Source organism: Microbacterium wangchenii, assembly GCF_004564355.1.
GTDB classification, from domain to species: Bacteria; Actinomycetota; Actinomycetes; order Actinomycetales; family Microbacteriaceae; genus Microbacterium; species Microbacterium wangchenii.
The window spans coordinates 946,056-970,105 of the sequence record NZ_CP038266.1 but is presented as its reverse complement, the minus strand read 5'-3'; the positions used below and the strand labels follow the sequence as shown (position 1 = coordinate 970,105).

The 24,050-nt window shown below is 72.3% G+C and carries 22 protein-coding genes; 15 read left to right on the top strand and 7 right to left on the bottom strand.

Annotated features, from left to right (window positions below; genetic code table 11):
* Window positions 1-13: 13 nt before the first annotated feature.
* Window positions 14-1,900, bottom strand: a complete 1,887-nt coding sequence (locus tag E4K62_RS04530) for a phosphoenolpyruvate carboxykinase (GTP) (protein WP_135064095.1) — start codon at window positions 1,898-1,900, stop codon at window positions 14-16.
* A gap of 117 nt (window positions 1,901-2,017) precedes the next feature.
* On the opposite strand from E4K62_RS04530, the gene E4K62_RS04525 reads away from it, so the two are divergent.
* Window positions 2,018-3,460, top strand: a complete 1,443-nt coding sequence (locus E4K62_RS04525; protein ID WP_135064092.1) for an XRE family transcriptional regulator — start codon at window positions 2,018-2,020, stop codon at window positions 3,458-3,460.
* An 8-nt stretch (window positions 3,461-3,468) separates the two neighbouring features.
* Here E4K62_RS04525 and E4K62_RS04520 read toward each other — a convergent pair whose 3' ends face one another.
* From E4K62_RS04520 to E4K62_RS04510, 3 genes are all read right to left on the bottom strand, one after another.
* On the bottom strand, window positions 3,469-3,753 hold the full coding sequence (locus E4K62_RS04520) for a hypothetical protein (protein ID WP_135064089.1): 285 nt from the start codon (window positions 3,751-3,753) through the stop codon (window positions 3,469-3,471).
* Between the two features lie 89 nt (window positions 3,754-3,842).
* Entirely contained in the window at window positions 3,843-4,922 is a 1,080-nt protein-coding gene (locus tag E4K62_RS04515) for a winged helix DNA-binding domain-containing protein (RefSeq protein WP_135064086.1), read from the bottom strand.
* Between the two features lie 66 nt (window positions 4,923-4,988).
* Entirely contained in the window at window positions 4,989-6,905 is a 1,917-nt protein-coding gene (locus E4K62_RS04510) for an FAD-binding monooxygenase (protein ID WP_135064084.1), read from the bottom strand.
* A 146-nt stretch (window positions 6,906-7,051) separates the two neighbouring features.
* Between E4K62_RS04510 and E4K62_RS04505 the strand changes: the two genes are divergently transcribed.
* A complete protein-coding gene (locus E4K62_RS04505) occupies window positions 7,052-7,759 on the top strand; it encodes an IclR family transcriptional regulator (protein WP_135064081.1) in 708 nt (235 codons plus the stop codon).
* 398 nt (window positions 7,760-8,157) lie between these two features.
* Here the strand turns inward: E4K62_RS04505 and E4K62_RS04500 are convergent, their stop codons facing one another.
* Window positions 8,158-9,444: a multidrug effflux MFS transporter gene (locus E4K62_RS04500; RefSeq protein ID WP_135064078.1), complete on the bottom strand. Its 1,287-nt coding sequence runs from the start codon at window positions 9,442-9,444 to the stop codon at window positions 8,158-8,160.
* 164 nt (window positions 9,445-9,608) lie between these two features.
* Here E4K62_RS04500 and E4K62_RS04495 point away from each other — a divergent pair, with 164 nt between their 5' ends.
* The 9 genes from E4K62_RS04495 to E4K62_RS04455 all read left to right on the top strand — a co-directional run bounded on the left by E4K62_RS04495 (window position 9,609) and on the right by E4K62_RS04455 (window position 18,731).
* Window positions 9,609-10,571 carry an AraC-like ligand-binding domain-containing protein gene (locus tag E4K62_RS04495; protein ID WP_167747736.1) on the top strand — a complete coding sequence of 321 codons (963 nt, stop codon included), beginning with the start codon at window positions 9,609-9,611 and terminating at the stop codon, window positions 10,569-10,571.
* 136 nt (window positions 10,572-10,707) lie between these two features.
* Window positions 10,708-11,142 (top strand): carboxymuconolactone decarboxylase family protein, encoded by a 435-nt coding sequence (locus E4K62_RS04490; protein WP_240742818.1) that lies wholly within the window; start codon window positions 10,708-10,710, stop codon window positions 11,140-11,142.
* Window positions 11,139-12,536, top strand: coding sequence for an aldehyde dehydrogenase family protein (locus E4K62_RS04485; RefSeq protein ID WP_135064072.1), 1,398 nt, complete (start codon window positions 11,139-11,141; stop codon window positions 12,534-12,536). Before E4K62_RS04490 ends, E4K62_RS04485 begins: the two co-directional genes overlap by 4 nt.
* Before the next feature lie 7 nt (window positions 12,537-12,543).
* A complete protein-coding gene (locus E4K62_RS04480) occupies window positions 12,544-13,461 on the top strand; it encodes a fumarylacetoacetate hydrolase family protein (protein WP_135064069.1) in 918 nt (305 codons plus the stop codon).
* Window positions 13,458-13,907 (top strand): nuclear transport factor 2 family protein, encoded by a 450-nt coding sequence (locus E4K62_RS04475; protein ID WP_135064066.1) that lies wholly within the window; start codon window positions 13,458-13,460, stop codon window positions 13,905-13,907. The genes E4K62_RS04480 and E4K62_RS04475 overlap by 4 nt, the downstream gene beginning before the upstream one ends.
* An 11-nt stretch (window positions 13,908-13,918) precedes the next feature.
* Window positions 13,919-14,872: a VOC family protein gene (locus E4K62_RS04470; RefSeq protein ID WP_167747735.1), complete on the top strand. Its 954-nt coding sequence runs from the start codon at window positions 13,919-13,921 to the stop codon at window positions 14,870-14,872.
* On the top strand, window positions 14,859-15,833 hold the full coding sequence (locus E4K62_RS04465; protein WP_135064060.1) for a ketopantoate reductase family protein: 975 nt from the start codon (window positions 14,859-14,861) through the stop codon (window positions 15,831-15,833). Before E4K62_RS04470 ends, E4K62_RS04465 begins: the two co-directional genes overlap by 14 nt.
* Window positions 15,830-17,089, top strand: coding sequence for an alpha-hydroxy acid oxidase (locus E4K62_RS04460; protein ID WP_205805881.1), 1,260 nt, complete (start codon window positions 15,830-15,832; stop codon window positions 17,087-17,089). Before E4K62_RS04465 ends, E4K62_RS04460 begins: the two co-directional genes overlap by 4 nt.
* Complete coding sequence (locus E4K62_RS04455; protein ID WP_205805880.1) at window positions 17,082-18,731, top strand: thiamine pyrophosphate-binding protein; 1,650 nt, start codon at window positions 17,082-17,084, stop codon at window positions 18,729-18,731. Before E4K62_RS04460 ends, E4K62_RS04455 begins: the two co-directional genes overlap by 8 nt.
* Window positions 18,732-18,744: 13 nt before the next feature.
* Here E4K62_RS04455 and E4K62_RS04450 read toward each other — a convergent pair whose 3' ends face one another.
* Both E4K62_RS04450 and E4K62_RS04445 read right to left on the bottom strand, forming a co-directional pair.
* Window positions 18,745-19,206: a DUF3237 domain-containing protein gene (locus tag E4K62_RS04450; RefSeq protein ID WP_135064057.1), complete on the bottom strand. Its 462-nt coding sequence runs from the start codon at window positions 19,204-19,206 to the stop codon at window positions 18,745-18,747.
* 36 nt (window positions 19,207-19,242) lie between these two features.
* Window positions 19,243-20,136, bottom strand: coding sequence for an NAD(P)-dependent oxidoreductase (locus E4K62_RS04445; RefSeq protein ID WP_135064054.1), 894 nt, complete (start codon window positions 20,134-20,136; stop codon window positions 19,243-19,245).
* Window positions 20,137-20,299: 163 nt separating this feature from the next.
* On the opposite strand from E4K62_RS04445, the gene E4K62_RS04440 reads away from it, so the two are divergent.
* The 4 genes from E4K62_RS04440 to E4K62_RS04425 are packed head-to-tail and all read left to right on the top strand — an operon-like array spanning window position 20,300 to window position 24,041.
* Window positions 20,300-20,611: an EthD family reductase gene (locus E4K62_RS04440; RefSeq protein WP_135064051.1), complete on the top strand. Its 312-nt coding sequence runs from the start codon at window positions 20,300-20,302 to the stop codon at window positions 20,609-20,611.
* Window positions 20,608-21,405: an SDR family oxidoreductase gene (locus E4K62_RS04435; protein ID WP_240742817.1), complete on the top strand. Its 798-nt coding sequence runs from the start codon at window positions 20,608-20,610 to the stop codon at window positions 21,403-21,405. Before E4K62_RS04440 ends, E4K62_RS04435 begins: the two co-directional genes overlap by 4 nt.
* Before the next feature lie 33 nt (window positions 21,406-21,438).
* Window positions 21,439-23,157 (top strand): dihydroxy-acid dehydratase, encoded by a 1,719-nt coding sequence (locus E4K62_RS04430; protein ID WP_135064048.1) that lies wholly within the window; start codon window positions 21,439-21,441, stop codon window positions 23,155-23,157.
* Complete coding sequence (locus E4K62_RS04425; RefSeq protein WP_135064045.1) at window positions 23,154-24,041, top strand: NAD(P)-dependent oxidoreductase; 888 nt, start codon at window positions 23,154-23,156, stop codon at window positions 24,039-24,041. Before E4K62_RS04430 ends, E4K62_RS04425 begins: the two co-directional genes overlap by 4 nt.
* Window positions 24,042-24,050: the final 9 nt, after the last annotated feature.

Below are 24,050 nucleotides of genomic sequence, written 5' to 3'. Positions count from 1 at the left end.
GGCGGCAGGGGCGTCAGGCGCGGGTCTGCTTCAGGCGGTAGCGCAGGGAGGCCAGCTCCGCGTTGAGGGCGGCGGGGATGCGGCCGCCGAAGGTCGCGTAGAACTCCTCGGTCAGGTCGGCCTCCTGCAGCCACGAGTCGGTGTCGACGGCGAACAGCTCCTGCAGGTCGGCCTCGGGCACATCGATGCCGTCGAGGTTGAGGTCCTCGGCGCGCGGGATGCGGCCGATGGGCGTCTCCACCGCCCCGGCCTGACCCTCGATGCGGCGGATGATCCAGTCGATCACACGGGCGTTCTCACCGAAGCCCGGCCACAGGAACCGGCCGTCGGCGCCCTTGCGGAACCAGTTGACCTGGAAAATGCGCGGCGCACGGTCGAACCGCAGCTGCTGGCCGACCTTCAGCCAGTGGGCGAAGTAGTCCGCCATGTTGTAGCCGCAGAACGGCAGCATGGCGAAGGGATCGCGGCGCAGCTCCCCGACGGTCCCCTCGGCGGCGGCGGTCTTCTCCGACGAGATCGTGGAGCCCAGGAACACCCCGTGCGTCCAGTCGGTGGCCTCCACCACGAGCGGGACGTTGGTGGCGCGGCGCCCGCCGAACAGGATGACATCCAGCGGCACACCCTGGGGCGCGTCCCAGTCGGCGGCGATCTGCGGGCACTGGGCCGCCGCGACGGTGAAGCGGGAGTTGGGGTGCGCGGCGGGGCGGCCGGACTCCGGCGTCCAGGGGTTCCCCTCCCAGTCGGTCAGGTGCGGCGGGGCGTCATCGGTCAGACCCTCCCACCACACATCGCCGTCGGGGCGCAGCGCGACGTTGGTGAAGATGGTGTTGCCCCACATCGTCTCCACCGCCGCGACGTTGGTGGACTCCCCCGTCCCGGGGGCCACGCCGAAGAAGCCGGCCTCGGGGTTGATGGCCCACAGGCGCCCGTCCTCGCCGGGGCGGATCCACGCGATGTCGTCGCCGAGGGTCTCCACGCGCCAGCCGGGGATCGTGGGGCGGAGCATGGCGAGGTTGGTCTTGCCGCACGCCGAGGGGAACGCGGCCGCGACGTGGTACGCGCGGCCGGCAGGATCGATCACGCGGATGAGGAGCATGTGCTCGGCGAGCCACCCCTCGTCGCGGCCGATGACCGAGGCGATGCGCAGCGCGAAGCACTTCTTCGCCAGGATGGCGTTGCCGCCGTAGCCGGAGCCGAACGACCACACCTCGAGGGTGTCGGGGAAGTGCACGATGTACTTCTCGTCGTTGCACGGCCACGCCGCATCCGTCTGCCCCGGTGCCAGGGGCGCCCCCACCGAGTGGACGGTCCTGACCCACGGGTCGCCGTCGGCGATGCGCTGCAGCGCCTCGGTGCCCACGCGCGTCATGATGCCGATCGAGGTGACCGCGTAGGCGCTGTCGGTGATCTGGACGCCCAGGTGCGACAGCGGTCCGCCCACGGCGCCCATCGAGAAGGGCACGACGTACATCGTGCGGCCACGCATCGACCCGGCGAAGACGCCGTCCAGGGTCGTGCGGATCTCGCTCGGGGCGATCCAGTTGTTGGTGGGCCCGGCGTCCTCCTCCAGCTCGGAGGCGATGAAGGTCCGCGACTCCAGGCGAGCCACGTCGCCGGGGTGCGAGCGCGCCAGGTACGACCCCGGACGCCACTCCGGATTGAGCTTGAGCAGCGTTCCCTCGTCCACGAGCTGACGCAGGAGCGCATCGTTCTCGGCGCGGGAGCCGTCGACCCAGTGGATGCTGTCAGGCTGGGTCAGCGCGGCGATCTCATCGACCCATGCGGCCAGGGCCTCCATGCCCGGGCCGCGCACGTCGGGCCGCGCGCCGAATCGGCGCATCGGCGCCTCGGGGGTGGCGATGCGGGCGGGGCGGCGGGTGGGGATGTCGGCGAGAGCCATCGGTGCTCCTTGGTCGGCGTTCAGAACGGGAGGCTTCCTCCACTCTGGCGCGAGATCACCCGGTCTTTCCACACATCTGCGCGTCAAAACTTCCGATTCTTTCGCTAGGCTCAAGGAATGCCTCCTGCTGCGATCGAACTCGCGACGCTCGGCCACCGCATCCGGCACCACCGGCTGGCGGCGGGCTACACCCTGGACGAACTGGGTGCCCTGACCGGCGTCGCGGGCAGCCAGCTGAGCCTCATCGAGAACGGCAAACGCGAGCCCAAACTCTCCCTCCTGCAGGAGATCGCCCGCGCGACGGGCACAGAGGTCGCCGACCTGCTCTCGGCCGAGCCACCGAACCGCCGCGCCGCCTTGGAGATCGAGCTCGAACGCGCGCAGGCCGGCTCGGTGTTCCGGCAGCTGGGCATCCCGCCCGTCAAGGTGACCAAGGGCGTCAGCGACGAGACGCTCGAATCGATCCTCGGCCTGCACCGTGAGCTGCAGCGGCGCGAGCGGGAGGCGATCGCCACGCCCGAGGAGGCGCGGCGCGCCAACACCGAGCAGCGCCTGCGGATGCGCGAGCGGGGCAACTACCTCCCCGACATCGAACGGCTCGCCGAGAAGCAGCTGAAGGCCGCCGGCCACGTCACCGGCGCCCTCACCCACCGCACGGTGAGCATCATGGCCGAGCAGCTGGGGTTCGAGCTCATCTACGTCAACGACCTGCCCCACTCGGCGCGCTCGGTGACCGACCTGGAGAACGGCCGCATCTACCTGCCGCCCGCCTCCATCCCCGGCGGCCACGGCCTCCGCTCGATGGCGCTGCAGGCGATGGCCCACCGCCTGCTCGGGCACGAGCGCCCGAACGACTACGCCGATTTCCTGCAGCAACGACTGGAGATCAACTACTACGCCGCGTGCTGCCTCATGCCCGAGACGACGTCGGTCGCGTTCCTGCGGCAGGCCAAGAAAGACCGCAACCTCGCCGTCGAAGACTTCCGCGACGCGTTCGGGGTCACCCACGAGGCCGCCGGCATGCGCCTGACCAACCTCGCCACCGAGCACCTCGGCATCCGCCTGCACTTCCTGCGCGTGGACGGATCGGGCGCGATCTCCCGCGTGTATGAGAACGACGACCTGCCGCTGCCGGTGGATGTGACCGGTTCCGTGGAGGGACAGGTGGCGTGCCGCCGGTTCTCGGCACGACGCGCCTTCTCGGAGCAGAACCGCACCACCGAGCACTACCAGTACACCGACACCCCCGCCGGCACCTTCTGGTGCTCGACCCAGACCGGCTCCACCTCGGAGGGGGATTTCTCCATCACCGTGGGTGTGCCCTTCGACGACGCCAAGTGGTTCCGAGGGCGTGAGACGCAGGAGCGCGCCGAGTCGCGCTGCCCCGAGGAGTCGTGCTGCCGCCGCCCGCCCGCCGACGTCGCGGCGCGCTGGGCGGGGAAGGCGTGGCCGAGCGCCCGAGTGCACCGGCACATGTTCTCCCCCCTCCCCCGTGGCGATTTCCCGGGCGTCGACGACACCGAGGTGTTCGCGTTCCTGGAGCGCCACGCCGGGAGCTGACGGCGCGGTCAGCCGGCGGCGCCGGCGGCCTGCCTCTCGGCGGCCGAGTTCGGCGTCCAGGCGAACCAGCCGTCGTCGGTGGCGACGGCCGTCCACTCCCCGCACACGTACGCCTCCGTGACCGCGTACACGTCGGGGCTGTCGTCGAAGGCCCACGCCGCGGCGCTCATGCGGTGCCCGGGCGTGCACAGCTCCGGGTCCAGCGCACTGCCGCTGACGAACTGCACGACGGCGTCGGGATCCTTGCGCGTCGAGGTGCGCGTGCGGATGTCCGCCGCGTCGGCGGGATCCACTGCGCCCCCGGCCCGAGCGCCTCCCTGGCGTCGGCCGCCTCGTCGTACGCGTCGTCGGCGAAGTGGTGGACGAGGTCGTTGATGATCCCTCAGCCCGGGCGCCCCACGAACGCCGCGTACCGCTCCAGCGCAGCAGCCACCTCCGCGGCATCCGCGTCGGCGAACAGCTCCGGCTCGGGATGCTCCGCATGACGGTCCACCGCGAGGGAATGCGTCCACACCCCGACCACCCGCCCGCGGTCGACGAGGATCGGACGCACGATGCCGTTCTTGGCCGGGCCCACCGCGGCGAGGAACTCCGGCGCGCAGGCCCGGGTGCGGTCGGCGTAGGAGATGTAGTACTCCTCGAACGGCGGCAGGGCGAGGACGGGGGGCGCGGATGCGGCGCGCCGCGGCGGGGCGTGGGCGGCGACATGGAGCGGGTCGGTTCCGTCCTCGACCGCGACGACGCGCTCCCCCGCCGCCGCCATCGCCTGCCGCGCCGTCCCCAGCGGCAGGCCCGCCCACCACGCCAGGTCTCGCGCGCCGGCCGGAGCGTGCGCCGCGACGAAACGCGCTGCCAGCTCCGCGAGCGGATCGGCCGGGAGGTACGGGTCTCGGATCCAGTCCTCAGCGAGCACGAGGTACTGCTCGCGTGAGGGTCCGCCCTCCCGGGACACCACGGGTCCCCACACGATCACGCCGCGCAGCGCGAGCACGTGCAGCACATGGATGCCCCGCTGCCCCGCGGGGTCGATGCCGCCGGCGGCGAGCATCGCGAGGAACTCCGCGCGCGTGAGGCGGGAGCCCCCGGCCAGCGCCGCGCGCGTGAGCGCTTCCGCACGGGCGAAGTCGTCCGCATCCAGCGCCAGCTCGCGGTGGCGCGGGGCGGCCTGGCGGAACTGCCGCTCGCCGGTGAGGGACAGCATCCACGCCAGGTCCTCCGCGGGCAGGATGTGCAGCGTCCCGCGCAGAGGCCAGGCCCGGACCAGCTCGCCCCGCTCGAACGCCGCGTCGACCTCGCCCAGCGTGACCGCCCCGCGACTGCGGACGGCGAGCGCCCAGCGGCCGCCCCAGAACTCCTGCGCCTGCACGGCCAGCATGTGCCGCGCCGCGTCCACCGGCGAGGCGGCGGGCGCCGCGAGCCGGTGCGCGCGGAGCCGGTGGGCGAGAAGGTCGAGGGCGGCCATGGTGCCAGTGTGCCCGCCGTCGCGGACATCTCGCGTCCTCGACGGCGGGCACGCAGGCGCCGCGAGCTACACCGCCGCGGGTGCCGGCGCCCGGTCCTGCGCGAGCATGTTGCCGGCGAAGAAGCGCGCAAGCTCTTCCGTCGCCGTCAGGGGCAGCACGTGCGCGACGTACTGGTCGGGGCGGACGACCACGACGCATCCGCCACGATCGATGCCGCGCTCCTCGAAGATGTCGCCGGCGTCGGGGTCGATGCCGTAGACCTTCTCGTAGTCGGTCACCGCGAACGGGCCGACCTTCGGCAGGAAGATACGCGGGACGCGGTCGAGCTCGACGCCGTCGAGGGGCTGCTGGTAGACGACCTTGACGTCGAAGACGCTGTCGATGTCCGCGCCGGCAGGCGTGAACCGCGCCACCGGGGACTCCGGCGACGTCGCGAGCCACTGCGCCCACTCGGCCAGGGCCGAGGGCTCCCCCGCCGGCGAGGCGTCGGCGAACGCGTACAGGCGCCACCGTCCGTCGGCGCGATGGTGGTGGCCCAAGTGCACGGGGTTCGCGTCGGAGATGCGCATCGCGCGGGCGGATCGGAAGCGCTTGCCGATCGGGAAGCCGGTCGCGAGCTCCTGGTGCTCGCCGGTGCCGACGAGGATCGAGGGCTCGTACTGCGTCATGAACCCGGCGGGGAACTCCGCGGTGTCGACGTAGAACTTCGCCAGCGCGTCGGGGCTTTCGAACTCCTCCGGCTTGCGGGCCATCATCGACGACCACTCGCGGTCGAAGTCGATGAGGTTCTGCGCGATCACCTGACGCTCGCCGGAGTAGGTGCTCAGCAGCGATGCGGGGCTCCGGCCCTCGAGCACCTGTGCGAGCTTCCAGCCGAGGTTGAACCCGTCCTGCATCGACACGTTCATGCCCTGCCCGGCCTTGGCGCTGTGGGTGTGGCACGCGTCGCCGCAGATGAACACGCGCGGGTCGCGCTGCCCGGTGAGCTCGGCCGGCACGTCGTCGAACCTGTCGGTGACGCGGTGGCCGACCTCGTACACGCTGTGCCACGCGACGTCGCGCACCTCGAGCGTGTACGGGCTCATGATGCGGTTCGCCTTCGCGACGATCTGCTCGAACGAGGTCTTGCGCACCGCGCCGTTGTCGTCCTCGGGCACTTCGCCGAGGTCGACGTACATGCGGAAGAGGTGCCCGCCCTCCCGGGGGATCAGCAGGATGCTGCCGTCGCTGGAGGACTGGATCGCGCACTTCGTGCGGATGTCGGGGAAGTCCGTCTCTGCCAGCACGTCCATGACGCCCCACGCGTGCAGCGCCTGGGCCCCCACGTGCTTGCGCCCGATCGCCTCGCGCACGCGGCTGCGGGCTCCGTCGCATCCGACGACGTACTTCGCGTGGACGACGCGTTCGACACCGTCCTGCGACCCGGCCGTCCCGCGCAGCGTCACGGCGACGGGATACTCGCCCTCGCCGACCTCGAGCCCGACGAACTCCCATCCGTAATCCGGACGCACGCGCGCCGGTCCGTGAGCGGCGTACTCGGCGAAGTAGTCCAGCACGCGCGCCTGGTTGACGATGAGGTGCTTGAACTCGCTGATGCCGTGCGCATCGTCCTTCGTGCGCTGGCCGCGCACGATGCGGGCGGGATCCCGCGGATCGGGCGCCCAGAAGTTCATCGCGGTCAGCCAATACGCCTCGGCCACGATCCGCTCGGCGAATCCGAAGGCCTGGAAGGTCTCCACGCTGCGGGCCTGGATGCCGTCGGCCTGGCCGATCTCCAGACGCCCCGGGCGCCGCTCCACCAGTCGCGTGGTGATCGAGGGGAACATCGACAGCTGCGCGGCCAGCAGCATCCCCGCAGGGCCGGAGCCGACGATGAGCACGTCGGTGACGTCGGGGAGGTCGTCGGGCCGGTTCAGGCCGGTCCCGGCCGCCGGCAGGACGCGCGGGTCTCCCGAGACGTACCCGTGATGGTGGAACTGCATCGTCGTCGATTCCTTCCCTGACAGCGTCGTCGAGGTCGCACCTCGAGGGGCTTGTTCGATTATCGAATACGTGATTCGATTATGGATCACGTCAGGATACCGCGGCCGGTGCACGGCGTACACCCCGCCCCAACGGAAGGATCGTCATGCCCGCCTCCCCTCCCGCCCCGCCGTCGCAGACCCTGAGCCGCGGCGTGCGCATCCTGGAGGCGCTGGCCGAAGCGCCCGGGGCGCTGACGACGGACGAGATCGCCCGCGAGATCGCCGTCCACCGGTCGATCGCGTACCGGCTGATCCGCACGCTCGAGGAGCACGGCCTCGTCGAGCGCGACGACACCGGACGTGTCGCCCTCGGGGTGCGGCTGTCGGCGCTGGCGGCGGGGGTGTCGCGCGACCTGGTGTCCGGCGCCCTCCCCGAACTGACCGCGGTCGCCAACGAGCTGCGCATGACCGCGTTCGTGGGCGTCATCGACGGCAGCGAGTGCGTCACCCTGACCTCGGTGGAGCCGCAGACGGCGGTGGCCTCGATGGCGCAGCGCCCCGGTGCCCACCATCCCCTGTCCGCCGGCGCGACCGGCAAGGCGCTCCTGTCGATGCTGCCGGAGGGCGAGTGGCCCGTCCCCCCGACCCCCGCGCTCGTCGCCGAGGTTGCGGCCATCCGCGAGCGCGGCTACGGCGTCAGCTCGGACGAGGTGATCCCCACCGTCCGCGCGGTCGCCGTTCCCGTGCGGCTGCGGGGCGGACGCCCCGTCGCGCTGGCGGTCATCTACGTCGGCGAGGTCGACGACACGGCCGCGATCGCCCGCCGACTGCAGCGCTCGGCCGACGCCCTGCGCGCAGCGACCGGAGGCTGACGGCCGGCACTGCTGCTTCCCGGCCCTGCTGCATCCAGGCCCCGGTGCTTCCCGAACTCCTCAAGACCGGTCCGGAGGCGGCCGCTCCCGGCCGGAATCGGGCTGCGACGGCAGAGTTCCGAGGAGTTCGGGAATGCGGAGAGGCAGACCACAGCCGAATCCGACCCCAGGCGCGGGCTCGGACCTGGGATGAGCGCATCGGATGGCGTGCGGCGCATCTCGGCCGCTGCCCTCCCACCACCGCTTCCCGAACTCCTCAAGACCGGGGCAGAACCGACACCCAGGGCTGGATCCGCGGTGCTTCCAGGCCGGTCTTGAGGAGTTCGGGAAGGCGGCCGGGAGCCGCCACCGCCCCGCGCATAGAGCGCCGCAGCTGTCAGCCTGGTCGGCGCCACACCCTACGCGGGCTCGGTGAGATCCGGCTCCGAGTCCCCAGCGTCCCGTGTGCGCGGCGCCCGGCGCGCCGACATCGCCGCGACTCCGACCAGTCCCAGGGTCACGATCGTCGCCGCGGCCTGGGCGATGCCGAGGACCACGCCGGAGGTCTCCACGACGCTCACGACGATCGCGGGAACGACCGAACCGAGCGCGAGTTGCGAGCCGCCGGCGATCGCGGCGGCGGTTCCGGCGCCTTTCGCGAACGGCTGCAGAGCCAGCCCGATCGCGAGCGGCATGCAGATGCCGGCCGCGAAGACCGTGAACCACATGCCCGCATCCAGCACCCACAGGGGGCTGCGCAGCGCCGAGCTGAACGCCACCGTGAGGGCGGCGGCGAGGTTCAGCAGGAGGGCCAGAACGAGCACCCGGATGCCGCCGAGGCGGCGACTGAGCCATGGGCCCACCTGCGCTCCCAGGAGGACACCGACCGCGTTGAACGCGAACAGCATCGAGTACCCCACGACGTCCATACCGCGCTCGCGCTGGAGCACGATCGGCACGGAGCTGAGATAGAGGATCATCGAGGTCGACGCGCCCACGAGGATCAGGACGCTCGTGACGAACTGCCGGTTGCGCAACGGGGCGATCCACGCCTCCCGTCTCTCGGTCGACGCGCCGCGCACGCGCAGTTCAGGCCGCAGCGTCTCGGGGATGCCGACGGCGCTGGCGACGGCGAGCAGCACGCCGATCGTCATGAGCAGGAGGAACGTCGAGCGCCAGCTGCCGACGCTGAGCACGAACCCGCCGACGAGGGGGCCGATCACCGGAGCGATGCCGAAGACGACGGCGAGGATGCCGAAGACGCGCGTGAGCTCGGCGCCGGAGTACAGATCGCGCGCGATCGCCCGGCCCACCACGATGCCGGCCGCCCCGGCGAAGCCCATCAGGACGCGACCGGCCAGGAGCACGCCGATGTTCGGTGCGAAGGAGCACAGGAGCGCCGCGACGGCGAATCCGACCGAGCCGAGGATGACGGGCCCCCGGCGCCCGACGCGGTCGCTGATGGGTCCCCACGCGAACTGCCCGACCCCCAGGCCGACGTTGTACGCCATGAGGGTGAGCTGGACCAGGCCCGTCTCGGTGCCGAGGTCGTCGATCACCTGCGGCAGCCCCGGCGTGTACATGTCGGTGCCGAGCGGTCCGCCGGCCACGAGCACGCCCAGGAGGGCGAGGACGGCGAACCGGCGGCGGCGCGACCACGTGCGCACATCCAGCCGCCGCGGCCTGGCGCCCCCCACCGAGTCCATCGCACCTGTCTACCGGCATCCGGCGGTGCCGGGCGAATCGCATCGGCTCGGGCACGAATGCTGGCGGCCGTCGGCCGGGCGGAGTTATGCTCCCCCTCGAGGTGCTCATCGGCGAGCCTGCTCAGGAACGCGTGGGCCCTCTTTCGTCTTGCGGGGAGAACACAATGGCGCGCGCTTCCACCACCGAGTACACCGGCGTCGAGACGGCGACCGCGCGATCCATCGGCGAATGGCGGGAGGTCGCGGGCAGCCGCTTCGTGCCGCTGCACGTGATCGGCGGCCCCGGTTTCACCGGCAGCATCCGCTGGCGCATCGTGGAGGGCACGTGCCTGAGCGAGATCGCGGCGAGCGCGCATCGGGTGCTGCGCACCCCCGCGCTGATCTCCCCCGACGACCCCAAGCACTACAAGATCACCCTGCAGGTGGAGGGCACGGGGCTCGTCGCCCAGGACGGGCGGCAGAGCGTCCTGCGCCCGGGCGACCTGGCGATCTACGACACCAGCAGGCCGTACACGCTGGAATTCAGCGGCGACGTGCACTGCCTCGTGATGGCGTTCCCGCAGGACGCGTTCGACGTCCCGGAGTCCCTCATCCGCCGCATCACCGCGGTGCGGCTGTCCGGCGACTCCGGAGTGGGGGCGCTGATCTCGCCGTTCATGCGTCACCTCTCCGAGAACCTCGACACCCTGGACGGGGTCGCCGGGATGCGGATCCTGCACAGCTCACTGGACCTGCTGACCGCCCTGGTCTACGCGCAGCTGTCCGAGGACCAGGACCACTGGGGCCAGACGCGCCAGGTCGAGATGCGCCGGCTCAAGCTGTACATCGACGCGCACCTGCACGAACCCGACCTCAACGCCGTCGAGGTGGCCAAGGCCCACTACATGTCCGTCCGGCAGCTGCAATACCTCTTCCGGGGAGAGGACCTCACCGTCTCGGGCTACATCCGCTCGCGGCGACTGGAACACTGCCGCATGGCGCTGAGCGATCCCGCCCAGGCGTCGCTGTCGATCCTCGAGATCGCCCAGCGCTGGGGCTTCCCCGACGCCAGCCACTTCAGCAAGGTGTTCCGGGCGACCTACGGCATCACCCCGCGCGAGCTGCGGATGGCGCGCCTGGGCGACTGATCGATCCTGCGCCGATGCGGCAGTCGCGTGCACCGCGCGACCAGCGGCCGCAGCCCCCGCGGACGAGACTCGAGTGGTCCGACGGTGCCTTCTCGCTCTCGGATGAGACGACCTGAACCGACCAGGAGGCGACACGGTGGTCATCCGCGACGAACTGTACGACATCGGCATCCGGCAGCGCCGCGCGATGTTCGGCCCCCAGGGCGCCGAGGGCCGCGTCGACACGACGACCGACCTCAACGACAAACTCGAGGACTTCGTCACCCGCTTCACCTTCGGCGACGTGTGGCAGCGGCCGGGGCTCTCCCTCGCCGCCCGCAGCGAGGTGACGTTCGCGATGCTCCTGGCCAGCGGGAAGGAGCACGAACTGCGCGTGCACACCGAAGGCGCCCTGGAGAACGGCGTCTCACCGGTCGCACTGCGCGAGATCGTGCTGCAGGGGCTGCTGTACTGCGGCATCCCCGCCGCGGTGCTGGGGGTGCGCGTGCTCCGCGAGGTGTTCGACGCGCGCGGCATCGGCGACGTCCTCGACGGCGAAGCCGAGGCGACACGCAGAAAGGAGCCATCATGACGACACTGCTGGAAGACATCTCGGTGACGGCGCAGGAGGGTCGCGCGGTGCCGGATGCGGCCACCGGCGAGCCCATCGGCTACGTCGCGGCGCGCACCCGAGCCGACCTCGACGACGCCGTCGCGACCGCGCGGGCGGCGCAGCCCGCGTGGGCGGCCCTCGGCCACGCGGAGCGCAGCCGGCTCCTGCACGCGTCCGCCGACGAGATCGACGCACACGCCGAGGAGCTCGCGCAGATCATCGCGAAAGAGCAGGGCAAGCCCCTCAACGGCCTCGGCGCCCGCTTCGAAGCCGCCGGCTGCGCCGCCTGGATCCGCGCCGCCGCCGACCTGCCGCTGGAACCAGAGGTGATCTTCGAGGGCGAGGGCACTCGGAGCGAGCTGCACTACGTGCCGCTGGGGGTCGTCGGCGCGATCAGCCCGTGGAACTGGCCGGCGCTCATCGCGATCTGGCAGATCGCGCCGTCGCTGCGGATGGGCAACGCCGTGGTGGCCAAGCCGAGCGAGTACACGCCGCTCAGCGTGATGGCGGTGGCGGAGCTGATGAACCGGCAGCTTCCTCCCGGCGTCCTCACCGTGGTGCCCGGCGACCGCGAGGTGGGCGCGGCGATCGCCGCCCATCCCGGCATCGACAAGATCATGTTCACCGGGTCCACGCGCACCGGGCGGGAGATCGTCAAGAGCTCCGCGCACAACCTCGCGCGCCTGACCCTCGAGCTCGGCGGGAACGACGCGGGCATCGTCCTGCCGGGGGCGGATGTGAAGGCCCTCGGCGAGAAGCTCTTCTGGGGAGCGTTCATCAACTCCGGTCAGACCTGCGCCGCCCTCAAGCGCCTCTACGTGCACGACTCCCTCTACGACGAGGTCGTCGACGAGCTCGCCCGCCTGGCCGAGGCGGCACCGCTGGGGCCGGGCATGGACGAGCGCAGCGCGCTGGGCCCGCTCTCCACCCGGCAGCAGTTCGACATCGTGTCGGGCCTCGTCGAGGACGCGCGTGACCGCGGGGCGCGCATCGTCACGGGAGGAGAGGCGGCGCCCGACCTCGGCGCCCACTTCTACCGCGCGACGATCGTCGCCGACATCGACGACGACGCCCTGCTGGTCTCTGAGGAGCAGTTCGGGCCGGTCCTCCCGATCGTGCGCTACACCGACCTCGACGACGTCATCGCGCGCGCCAACGCCTCCGATCAGGCCCTGGGCGCATCGGTGTGGGGCGACCCGGAGCAGGCGCGGCTCATCGCCGAGCGGATCCAGAGCGGCACCGTCTGGATCAACCAGCACGGCACGATCAATCCCGTGGTGCCCTTCGGCGGGACGAAGGGGTCGGGATACGGACTGGAGTTCGGCGTGCACGGCCTCAAGGCCGTGGCCGGCACCAAAGTGATCACCGTCTGACCGCCCGATGAGATTCGGGACGATCGAGGACGGCGCCGCCACGACGGTGGTCGTCCAGGCCTCGCCGGAAGAGGCGGCGGCGATGCCGTACCCCGACCTGGACGTCATGCTCGCAGTCCCCGAGGCCCAGTGGCGCGCCGCAGCGGCCGCCGCGCTGGCATCCGGCGACGTCCGGCCCGTCGCATCGCTGTCGTGGCTGCCGCCGGTGCGCCGCCCCGGGAAGGTGCTGTGCGTCGCGCTGAACAACAGCGCCAATCCCGACCGGATCATGCGCGGTCCGTCCACGCCGGCGATGTTCGTGAAGCCGTCCTCCTCGCTCGTCGGGCACGGCCGACCGATCGTGGTCAAGGAGGCGTACGGGCGGGTGCACCCCGAACCCGAGCTCGCGGTCGTGATCGGGCGAGGTGGGGCCGACATCGCCGTCGAGGATGCCCTCGCGCACGTGTTCGGCTACACGATCATCAACGACCTGACCTCCCCGACCATGCGGGACGCCGACACCTTCCACTACCGCGCGATCCACCCCGACCCCGACAGCGCCGACGGCATCCGGTACGTCGACAGCTGGGTGAGCTATCCGGCGCGATACAAGGGCTCCGACACCTTCGGACCGCTCGGCCCGTGGGTGAGCACGCGCGATGAGATCCCGGATCCGCACGCCCTGCGGATCACGTGCACCCATGACGGCGCCCTCGTCACCGACGACAACACGGCCAACCTGCGATTCTCCGTCGCCGAGGTCATCTCCTTCGCCTCGGAGTACCTGACCCTCGAGGCCGGCGATGTCATCGCGATGGGCACGGCCCTGAAGCGCTCCGCGCGCGGCGGCGCGGTGCAGAACGTCGACCTGGCCCGCCTGGGCGGGGTCATCGAGGTCTCGATCCAGGGGATCGGCACACTGTCGAACCCCGTCCAGCGGCGATGACGCCGCTGGACGCCGAGGCGCGGGCCTCGATCGGTGACCTCAACGCGCGCTTCGCGTGGGCGCTGGACCTGCACGACTTCGATGCGCTGCGCACGATCCTGGCCGAGGACGTGCACTACATCAGCATCGGGCGGGAATTCCACGACGCCGAGGCGGTCATCGCCTCCTTCCGTGCGCGGACGGGGGCGCGTACGACGCGCCACGGGCTCGGCAACCTGCTGCTCGAACCCGCCGGAGGCGACGAGGTGAGAGGCCGCTCGAGCTGGCACACCTTCGCTAGCAACGACGACCCGCCTCCCCCGGGCGTCCCGGTGTTCATGGTGGCCGATTTCTCCGACCTCTACCGCCGCACCGCGCTGGGATGGCGCATCGCCGAGCGGATCATCACGCCCGTGTTCCGCGATCCCGCGCTCGCCCCCGCGGCAGCGATCCCCCATCCGTCCTGAAGGAGTGCCGCGTGCCCGACTCGCCCCGCCATGAACTCGCCCACCTGGGCCACCATGCACTGCTGACCCCCACGCTCGAGGAGACGCTGGCGTACTTCGTCGACCTGCTCGGGATGGACGAGGTCGAGGAGCGCGACGGGTCGCACTACCTGCGGGCCTTCGGGGATTACGAGCGGTGGAGTCTGAAGCTCACCCCCTCCGAGCAGGCCGGTCTGGAGTACGCCTCCTGGCGGACCGCGAGCGCCGACGCCCTCGAGCGGCGCGTCGCGTGGCTGGAGGAGAACGGGCACGGCGGGGCGTGGGTGCCGCAGGATCTGGGCGACGGCCGCGAGTACGAGTTCGCCGACCCGGACGGGCACGTCTTCCGGCTCTACTTCGACACCGAGGGCTATGTCGCCCCTGAGGGCAAGCGCCCCGTCATCCCGGTGAACTTCCAGGCCTACGCCGGCCGGGGCGCGAGCGTGCGGCACGTCGATCATCTCAACCTGCTGGCCCGCGACGTGCGCGCCAACCGCCGGTTCTGGGAGCAGGGCTTCGGGCTGCGGACGTACGAGATCATCCAGCTGCCCGATGGGGCCGAGGCGGGCGCGTGGATGAGCGCGACCATCCAGGGGCACGAACTCATCTACACCCAGGAGCGCACCAGCGGGTCGGCGCGGCTGCACCACTTCGCCTACCTCGTCGACACCCGCGAGGAGGTGCTGCGCGCCGCGGAGATCTTCGCCGATGCGCGCATCCACATCGAGGCGGGCCCGTCGCGCCACACCGCGATCCAGGGGTTCTACCTCTACACGCGCGAACCCGGCGGCAACCGCATCGAGGTCGCCAACGGCGGCTACCTCGTCTTCGCCCCCGACCGCGAACCGTACGTGTGGACGGCGGAGGAATGGGCGACCAAGCCGGGGTGGGGGGCACCCATCCCACCCGAGTTCCACGTCTACGGCACGCCGGATGTCGCCAGGTGACCGGGGCGCGCCCGCGCCGGGGACGGCGTCGGGTGCGGGGAGCGTCGCATCCGTCGTCGTCGCGGGTGCCGGCGCGATGGGTCGCCTGTTCGCCGCCCGCCTGACCGAGACGGGAACGGCCGTGACGCTCGTGGACGTGGATGCGGATCTGCTGCGGGCGCTGTCGGAGCGCGGCGTCCGCCTGGAGGACGACGCGGGCGTGCGCGAGGTCCCGGTGCCGGCGTGCCGCGCCGAGGACCTCAGCGGCGCGGCGGATCTGTACATCATCTTCACCAAGGGCATGCACACGCGCCCCGCCGTCGCCTCCATCGCCCGCTTCGCCGGCACCGGCGCCCGCGTGCTGACGCTGCAGAACGGGCTGGGCAACCCGGAGACCATCGCGGAGGTCTTCCCCGCCGACCGGATCGTCACGGGGGTGGCCGCCCTGCCCGCGGACGCGGAGGGCCTCACCGGGGTGCGCTCGCTGGGCGGAGGGCATCTGGAGCTCGGCGCGTTCCACGCCGCCGGGGCGGCGGCGGTGGACCCGGTCGCCGCCGTCCTGGCCTCCGCCGGATTCGACGCGCGGGCCACTTCCGACATCGACGCGGCCGTGTGGGAGAAGGTCGCCTTCAACACCGCTCTCAACGTTCTGGCCGCCCTCACCGGGGCGGCCAACGCCGGGATGGACATCCCGCCGGGGCGGCGCCTCATCGCCCGCGTCGTCGACGAGGTCGTCGCCGTGGCCCACGCCCACGGCGTGGGCGTGGACGCCGCACGCATCCACGCCGCCACCCAGCACGCCCTCACCGTGCACGGGGAGCATCGCGCATCGATGCTGCAGGACGTCGCAGCCGGCCGCGCGGCCGAGGTCGAATCGATCCCGGGCGCCGTCATCGAGCGGGCCCGGGCTGCCGGCGTGCCCGTGCCGGCGCTGGAAGCGCTCACCGACGCGCTGCGGGTCGTGGTGGCAGGAAGCCGATGACCGGGACCTGGCGGGCGTCGATCGCCCACGCCGTGCGGATGGTGCGGCTGCGCGGCGGGCTGCCGCGCCGGTCCGTGCGCTCCGCGGTGGACGTCGCCGAGCTGCGCGAGCGGGCTCGACGGCGCCTTCCCGGGCCGGTCTTCGACTACCTCGACGGCGGCGCCGGCGACGAGGTGGCCGCGCGACGCAACGGGGACGCCTTCGCCGGGGTGCGGCTCGTCTCCCGCATCCTGCGCGACGTCAGCACCGTCGACACGAGCGTCGACATGCTGGGGCGGCGGGCGGACTCGCCCCTGATCCTCGGCCCGGTCGGGCTCACGCGCGTCTTCCACCCGGAGGGCGAGGCTGCGGTGGCGCGCGTGGCGGCCGCGCACGGGATCCCGGCGGCGCTGTCCACCATGGCCTCGACCGCGCCGGAGGCGATCGCCCGGGCGGCGCCGTCGCTGGATCGCTGGTTCCAGCTCTACCTGTGGCGCGATCGAGACGCCGCGCGCGCCATCATCGAGCGGGCCCGCCGGGCCGGTTTCCGGGTGCTGATGCTCACCGTCGACGTGCCGGTGGCGGGAGAGCGACTGCGCGACGTGCGAGCGGGGCTGCAGTTCCCGCCGAGTGTCCCCCTGCGCACGGCGGTGGGCTTCGCGCGGCATCCGCGATGGGTGTGGCGCGTCCTGACCACCGAGCCGATCGACTTCGCCACCGGCGGCGCCGCGCGCACGGATTTCGTCGCGCAGACCAACGCTCTCCTGGACCCGGCGGTGACCTTCCGCGACCTGGAGTGGCTCCGGGGTCTGTGGGACGGCCCGATCGTGGTGAAGGGCGTGCTCTCGCCCGAGGACGCCGTGGCCCTGCGCGCGCACGGGGTGGACGGCCTCGTGGTGTCCAATCACGGCGGGCGGCAGCTGGAGGGCGCGATCGCCCCGATCGAGGCGCTGCCGGCGATCCGCCGCGCGGTCGGGCCGGAGATGTTCGTGGCCGTGGACGGCGGCATCCGATCCGGCGCGCACGTCGCGGCGGCGCTCGCCCTCGGAGCCGACGCGGCGCTGGTGGGCCGCGCCTACCTGTACGGATTGGCCGCCGGCGGCGAGGCCGGCGTGGACCACGCGCTGGGCATCGTCGAGGCGGGACTGCGACGGACGCTCGCGCTGCTGGGCGCCGCGTCCCCCGCGGAGGTCACGGCGGAGATGGTGCGGGTGGAGACGGCTCTTCGCGTGCCGTCGCACATCGGACTCAAGAGATCGGAGAAGAACCATGAGTGAGCGGTTGAGTGTGGCGGACGCGGTGGGCCGGACGCTGGCGGAGCTGGGGGTGGCGTACGCCTTCGGCGTGGTGGGAAGCGGCAACCTCCGGGTGACGAACGCCCTGGTGGACGGCGGGGTGCCCTACGTCGGCGCGCGGCACGAGATGGGCGCCGCCTGCATGGCGGACGCGTACTCCCGCGCGACCGGACAGGTCTCGGTGCTGTCGGTGCACCAGGGCTGCGGCCTCACGAACGCGCTGACCGGCATCGCCGAGTCGGCCAAGGCGCACACGCCGGTCCTCGTGCTCTCCGGCGATACCGCCGCGGGCGATGTCCGCTCGAACTTCTTCATCGACCAGGATGCCGCCGCGGCCGCCGTGGGGGCGATCCCGATGCGCATCCACTCCGCACGCACCGCGACCGCCGATGCCGCGCGCGCCTACCGCGTCGCGCTGTACGAGCGCGCCACGGTCGTACTGTCGATGCCGATCGACCTCCAGGACGAAGATGCCCCCGATCCGGCGGCGCCCGAACCGGTGGCCGCCCCCACGCCGGCGGGGCCGTCGCCGGAATCGGTCGCCGCGATGGTGCGGATGCTGTCGCACTCCGAGCGACCCGTCGTGGTCGCCGGGCGCGGCGCGCACGGTGCTCGCGAGCCGCTCCGGGCCCTCGCGGAGGCGACCGGTGCCCTCCTGGTCACCTCCGCCGCCGGACGCGGGCTGTTCGTGGGCGACGAGTGGGCCCTGGACATCATGGGCGGTTTCGCCACCGAGGGTGCGGCCGACCTCATCCGCGACGCGGACCTCCTCCTGGCCTTCGGCGTGGCGCTGAACGACTGGACCACGCGCGGCGGCGACCTCACGCGGCACGCGGCCATCGTCCAGGTGGACGACCGCGCGGAGGCGATCGGCGCCCACCGCCCGGTCGCCCTCGGGGTGATCGGGGATGCCGCGGCGGTGGCGGAGGCGGTGACGGCCGACGTTCGCCGCACCGGCGCGCCGCGCACCCGGTATCGCACTCCCGAGGTCCGCGAGCGCGTCGCCGCCGCGCGGTACTGGTCGGATCAGCCCGTCGACCCTGAGCGGGTCGACGGCCGGGTCGATCCCGCCGAGGCGATCAATGCCCTCGATCGGATGCTGCCTCTGGAGCGGCTCGTCATCACCGACGGGGGCAACGTCAACTGCTACGCGGGCGCGCACCTCCGGGTGCCCGACGTGCGCGGCTACAGCATCCCCCTGGCGTTCCAGTCGATCGGTCTCGGCCTGGCCAGCGCGATCGGCATCGGCTGCTCCCAGCCCGAGCGCCTGCCCGTGCTCGGCACCGGCGACGGCGCGTTCCTCATGACGTCGGTGGAGCTGGAGACCGCGGTGCGCCTGGGGATGCGGATGGTGATCATCGTGTTCAACGACTCCGCCTACGGCGCCGAGGTGCACCTGTTCCCGGACGAGGTCCCCCGGATGGGTCTGATCCGGTTCCCCGACACCGACATCGCCGCCATCGCGCGCGGCTACGGGTGCGACGCCATGACGGTGACCAGCCTGGCCGATCTGGACGAGGTCGCGACGTGGCTCGAGGACGACTCGGTGCGACGTCCGCTCGTGATCGACGCCAAGATCACCGGTGTCGCCTCATGGATGATGGCGCGCGACAGCGGTCACTGACCGGGGCGCGGACTCAGGTCACGCGGTACGCGCGGTAGCGGACGGCGTCCGCCTCGCGGATGGCGGAGGCGACGAAGACGGACTGCTGGAGGTGCTGCAGCCGCGGTGCCTCTGTCTCGACGTACACGGCCACGCGGAAGTAGTAGCGACTGGGATCCACCGCTTCGCCCCGCAGGAGAGCTTCCAGCGTGGCGGGGTCGCCGCTGCGCACGCCGGCGGTGCGCAGGTGCACGTACTCCCCGTCGGCCGTCCGCGCCGTGTAGCGCGTGTCGATGTCGACCGATCCGTCCTCGCGGAGGATCTGCCAGTCGGCGCCGCCGGGGAGGATCTCGGCGTCGAAGAGCCCGCGGATCGTGCCGCCGGCCACCGGGATGATGCGGCGATGCCCGGCGCGGGTCATGCCGTGATCCTGCAGGGGGCCCAGTGCGGCGTCGACGTCGAAGGCCGGCTCCAGGCCGGGCACCGAAGGCTCCATTGACTGCTCCGTTTCGCGATCGGTGAGGGCGCGGGGTCAGCGGCTCTCGCCGCTCCAGTGCCGGTAGGCCTCGGTGTGGTCCACACCGCCGAGCGCATCCAGGGCTTCCCCGAAGGCCGCCGTGACAGCTTCGCACACGGGCGCGTCGCGACCGAGGCCGCGCTGGAGTTCGCGCGCGATGCGGATGTCCTTGGTGATCAGGGGCAGCGCGAAACCGCTGGCGTACCGCTCTTCCACGACGTGCGGACCGAAGACGTGCGTGGAGGAGAAGCTCTGCCCCGTCGAGTCGTTGAGGATGTCGACCATGAGCTGCGGATCCAGGCCGAACTGCCGTCCGGCGATCAGCGCCTCCGATGTGGCGGCGAACGCGGCGCCGGCGACGAAGTTGTTCAGCGCCTTCATCGCATCGCCGGTCCCCAGGGCGCCGGTCCGGTACACCGATCTGCTCATCGGCTCCACGACGCGTTCGGCGAGGGCCGCCGCCTCCTCGTCGTCGGCGCCCATCATGATCGCCAGCGTCCCCTTGGCCGCGCGCGGGACGCCTCCGGAGACGGGGGCGTCGACGAGGCGCACGCCGAAGGCGGCGAGCGCGCGACCGGTCTCGACGGTCTCGGCGGGATCGGATGAGCTCATGTCGACGATCACCGTGCCCTCGCGCAGGGGGATCGCCAGCGCCCCGTCGTCGTCGAGGAAGACCGAGCGGACGATCGCACTGGTGGGCAGCATCGTGACGAGAACGTCGCAGGCGGCCAGGTCGGCGGGGTCCAGGACGGCGGCGACACCCAGTTCCGCGGCCACCGTGCGCGTGCGCTCGGGGTCGGCGTCATGGACCCGCAGGTCGAAACCGGCACCGGCGAGGTTGCGCGACATGGGCGTGCCCATCATCCCCAGTCCGACGAAGCCCACCACGAGCGTCCTGTTCTCCACCATCGCCGCGTGCTCCGATCCACTTCGTTCGCTTTCGCACAAGTCTGGGGCGGCGCGCGCAGGCGGACTGGTCCACCGGCGCACATCTGTGCCTCCTCCGTGCAGTCCGGGTGTCGGTCGGCGCTGCCCGGGCCACGATGGAGGGGTTCCCGTCGAAAGGTCCGACATGCACAAGCTCGTCGTGCTGTATCCGCAGCCGCCCGACCCCGCCGGCTTCGAGAGCTACTACCGGAGCACGCACCTGCCGTTGGCCTCGCGGATGCCCGGCATGCTCGACCACCGCTTCTCCACCGCCATCAGCGCCCAGGGCGAAGCCAGCCCCTACTTCGCGGTGTACGAGGCCGACTTCCCCGACCGCGCGACCATGGCCGCCGCGCTGTCGTCACCGGAGGGCCGGGCGGTCGCGGCCGACGTGCCGAACTACGCTCCCGAGGGCACGCTCGTCCTCGACTACGAGACCGAGACGCCGCCGGAATGAGCGCAGGCAGCACCGCGGGCCCGGTCGGAGGCGACGGGATGCAGCACCTCCCGCGCCGCGTGATCGTCACCGGTGCCGCCGGCGGTATCGGTGCTCGCGTCGTGGAGGCCTTCGTCCGCCGCGGCGACACCGTGTGGGGGTGCGACCTCGGCGACGCGGCGGCGAACCACGATCCCGGTGTCACGATGCGCGAGTGCGACATCTCCGACCGCTCCGCCGCGCGCGCGTTCGTCGCCGAAGCCGTCTCGGCCATGGGCGGCCTCGACGTCCTCGTCGACAACGTCGGCATCGGCGGGCCCACCGCGCCGATCGAGGACATCTCCGCAGCCGACTGGCGGCACGTTCTGGCGGTCAATCTCGACGGCACGTTCTGGATCACCCAGGCCGCCGTCCCCGCGATCACCGAGTCCGGACGCGGCGCCATCGTCGTGATGTCCTCCCTGGCCGGCCGCGTCGGATACCCGCAGCGGCTCGCCTACGCCACCAGCAAGTGGGGCCTGGTCGGATTCGCCAAGACCCTGGCCCTCGAGCTCGGCTCCGCCGATGTCACCGTCAACGCCGTGCTCCCCGGCGCTGTCGCCGGCGGCCGCATGGAAGAGGTCCTCGCCGGGCGGGTGCGCACGAGTGGGCGGACGCTCGCGCAGGAGCGGGAGGCGGCGCTGGCCAATCAGTCCCTCAAGCGCTTCGTCACCGCGGAGGAGGTGGCCGAACTGATCGCGTTCCTCACCTCGGATGCGGCGCGCTCGATCAGCGGCCAGGCGTTCCCCATCGACGGCGATTCCAAGGGTGCGTGATCCCGCCGGCGGGTGAACGGGGAGAGGACGAGGATGTCGCAGGAGCACATACACCGGCTGGACGGGCGGATCTTCGGCGACCCGGGCGCCGACGGCATGGTGCACCGCGCGTTCCTCCGCGCGGAGGGTTACACGGCCGAGGAGGTCCGGCGCCATCCGGTCATCGGCATCTGCACGAGCTGGAGCGAGCTGAACCCGTGCAACTCGGGCTTCCGCGACCTCGCCGCGGCCGTCAAGCGGGGCGTGGAAGCCGCGGGCGGGCTCGCGCTGGAATTCCCCACCATCTCGATCAGCGAGCCGTTCAGCCGCCCCTCCTCGATGTACCTGCGCAACCTGCTCGCGATGGACGTCGAGGAGACGATCCTCGCGTCGCCGATCGACGGCGTCGTGCTGCTGGGCGGATGCGACAAGACCGTCCCCGGCGTGCTCATGGGCGCCATCAGCGCCGGCACGCCTGCGGTGCTGGTCACCGCCGGCCCGCGGCCGGTCGCGTGCTGGCAGGGCGAGCCGACGACCGTCGACGCCCAGTGGGACGTCATCGATCAGCGCCGCGTGGGCGCCCTCAGCGACGAGGACTGGGCCGCGTTCGAGGGCGTCATCCACTCCGGCCCCGGCACGTGCAACGTGATGGGCACCGCGACGACCATGGCGGCGATCGGCGAGCTGCTCGGCTTCGCCCTGCCCGGCTCGGCGCTGGCACCCGCGGCCGCGCCCGAGCGCGACGCCATCGCCGAGGAGAGCGGCCGGCTCATCGTCGACGTCGTCTCACGCGGCGTCCGTCCGCGATCACGGATCACGATGGAATCGCTGGAGAACGCGGTGCGCGTCACGTGCGCGCTCGGCGGCTCGACGAACGCGCTCATCCATCTGGAGGCTCTCGCGGGCAGGGCCGGACTGCGCATCGGACACGAGCGGCTTCGTGAGTGGTCGAGGTCGACGCCGTTCATCACCGACGTCAAACCGAACGGCAAGGCGCTGCTCAGCGACCTCGACGCCGCCGGTGGCATCCCGGCGGTCGCGGCGCGGATCCGCCATCTGCTGCACGAGCACGTGGCCACCGCGGAGGGCCGCACGTGGGGCGAGGTGTTCGACGGCCTGGCACCCGCGTCCGTCGACGGACCGATCGCCGATGCCGCCGAGCCGCTCACGCCCGACGGCGGGATCAGCGTGCTGCGGGGGTCGCTCGCGCCCGGCGGCGCCGTGATGAAGCTCGCCGGCGCCGCGGCGAGCGCGCGCCGGCATCGCGGCAGGGCGGTCGTCTTCGACGGTGTCGCCGACATGTGGTCCAGGATCGACCGCGATGACCTCGACGTCGACGCCGACTCGGTTCTGGTCCTGCGCGGGGTCGGGGTGAAGGGCGGGCCGGGCATCCCGGAGGTGGGACACGTGCCGATCCCCGCCAAGCTCGTGCGCGCGGGGGTCACCGACATGCTCCGGGTGACGGATGCGCGCATGAGCGGAACCTCCAGCGGCAGCGTCGTCCTGCACGTCTCCCCGGAGGCCGCCGTCGGCGGGCCCCTGGCGCTGGTGCGGGACGGTGATGAGATCGAACTGGACACGCACGCGGGACGGCTCGACCTGCTCGTGCCCGCCGAAGAGCTCGCCGCCCGCGCCCCGGTGACCGGAGGCGTCGCGCCGCCGCGGCGGGGCTGGGGCAGTCTGTACGCCCGGCACGCGCTCCAGCCCGACGAGGGCTGCGATTTCGACTTCCTCGTCGACGAGGACCTCCGCGGACGGGAGGTTCCGTCATGACGCGGATCGGCTTCACCGGCGTGGGCGCGATGGGCGCGCCGATGGTCCGGAACCTCCTCGCCGCCGGGCACGAGGTGACGGTGTGGGCCCGGTCTCCGGCGAAGCTGGCGCCCGTGCTCGAGGCGGGCGCCGTGCCCGCCCGGAATCTCGCGGAGGTCGCCGCCCAGGACGTGGTCCTCGGCTGCCTCCTGGACGGCCCGGCGATCGAAGAGGTGTACCTCGGCGGACTGCTCCCCCACGCCAGGGCCGGTCAGCTCTTCGCCGACCACGGGACCTACGCCCCGCACGTGGCGGAGCGCGTGGCCGCCGCCTTCGCCGAGCGGGGCGCGTCCTACCTCGATGCGCCCGTCTCAGGCGGGCCGATGGGCGCTGCCGCGGGAACCCTCGTGTGCGCGGTGGGGGGAGATCCGGCCGGGGTGGAGCAGCTGCGCCCCATCGCGCAGGCGTACACCGCGCGGATCGCGCACCTCGGCGGACCCGGCCGCGGCCTGGCCCTGAAGCTCATCAACAACTTCCTGGTCTCGATCAACTTCGTCGCCGCCGCCGAGACGGCCTGGCTCATCGAACGCCTCGACCTCGATCCGGACGCGGCCCAGGCGATCCTCTACGGCGGCCTCGCCGACGGCGCGACGCTCCGGCAGGGACTGACCAAGGCGCTCGCCCACGACGACGACGCCGGCGGGATGCCCCTCGGTGGGCTCGTGGAGGTGCAGCGCAACATCGCCGAGCTCCTCGGTGGCATGGAGTTCCGCTCGGGCCTGTTCCCCTACGCGCAGGAGGTGTTCGCTGCCGCGTCGCGGAGCGAGTTCGCTCGCCATCCGTCGGCGCTGACGCGCTGGCTCCCCGGCGCTCCGCCCACAGATCCATCGTCGTCCGAACAGTGAGGGAACCGC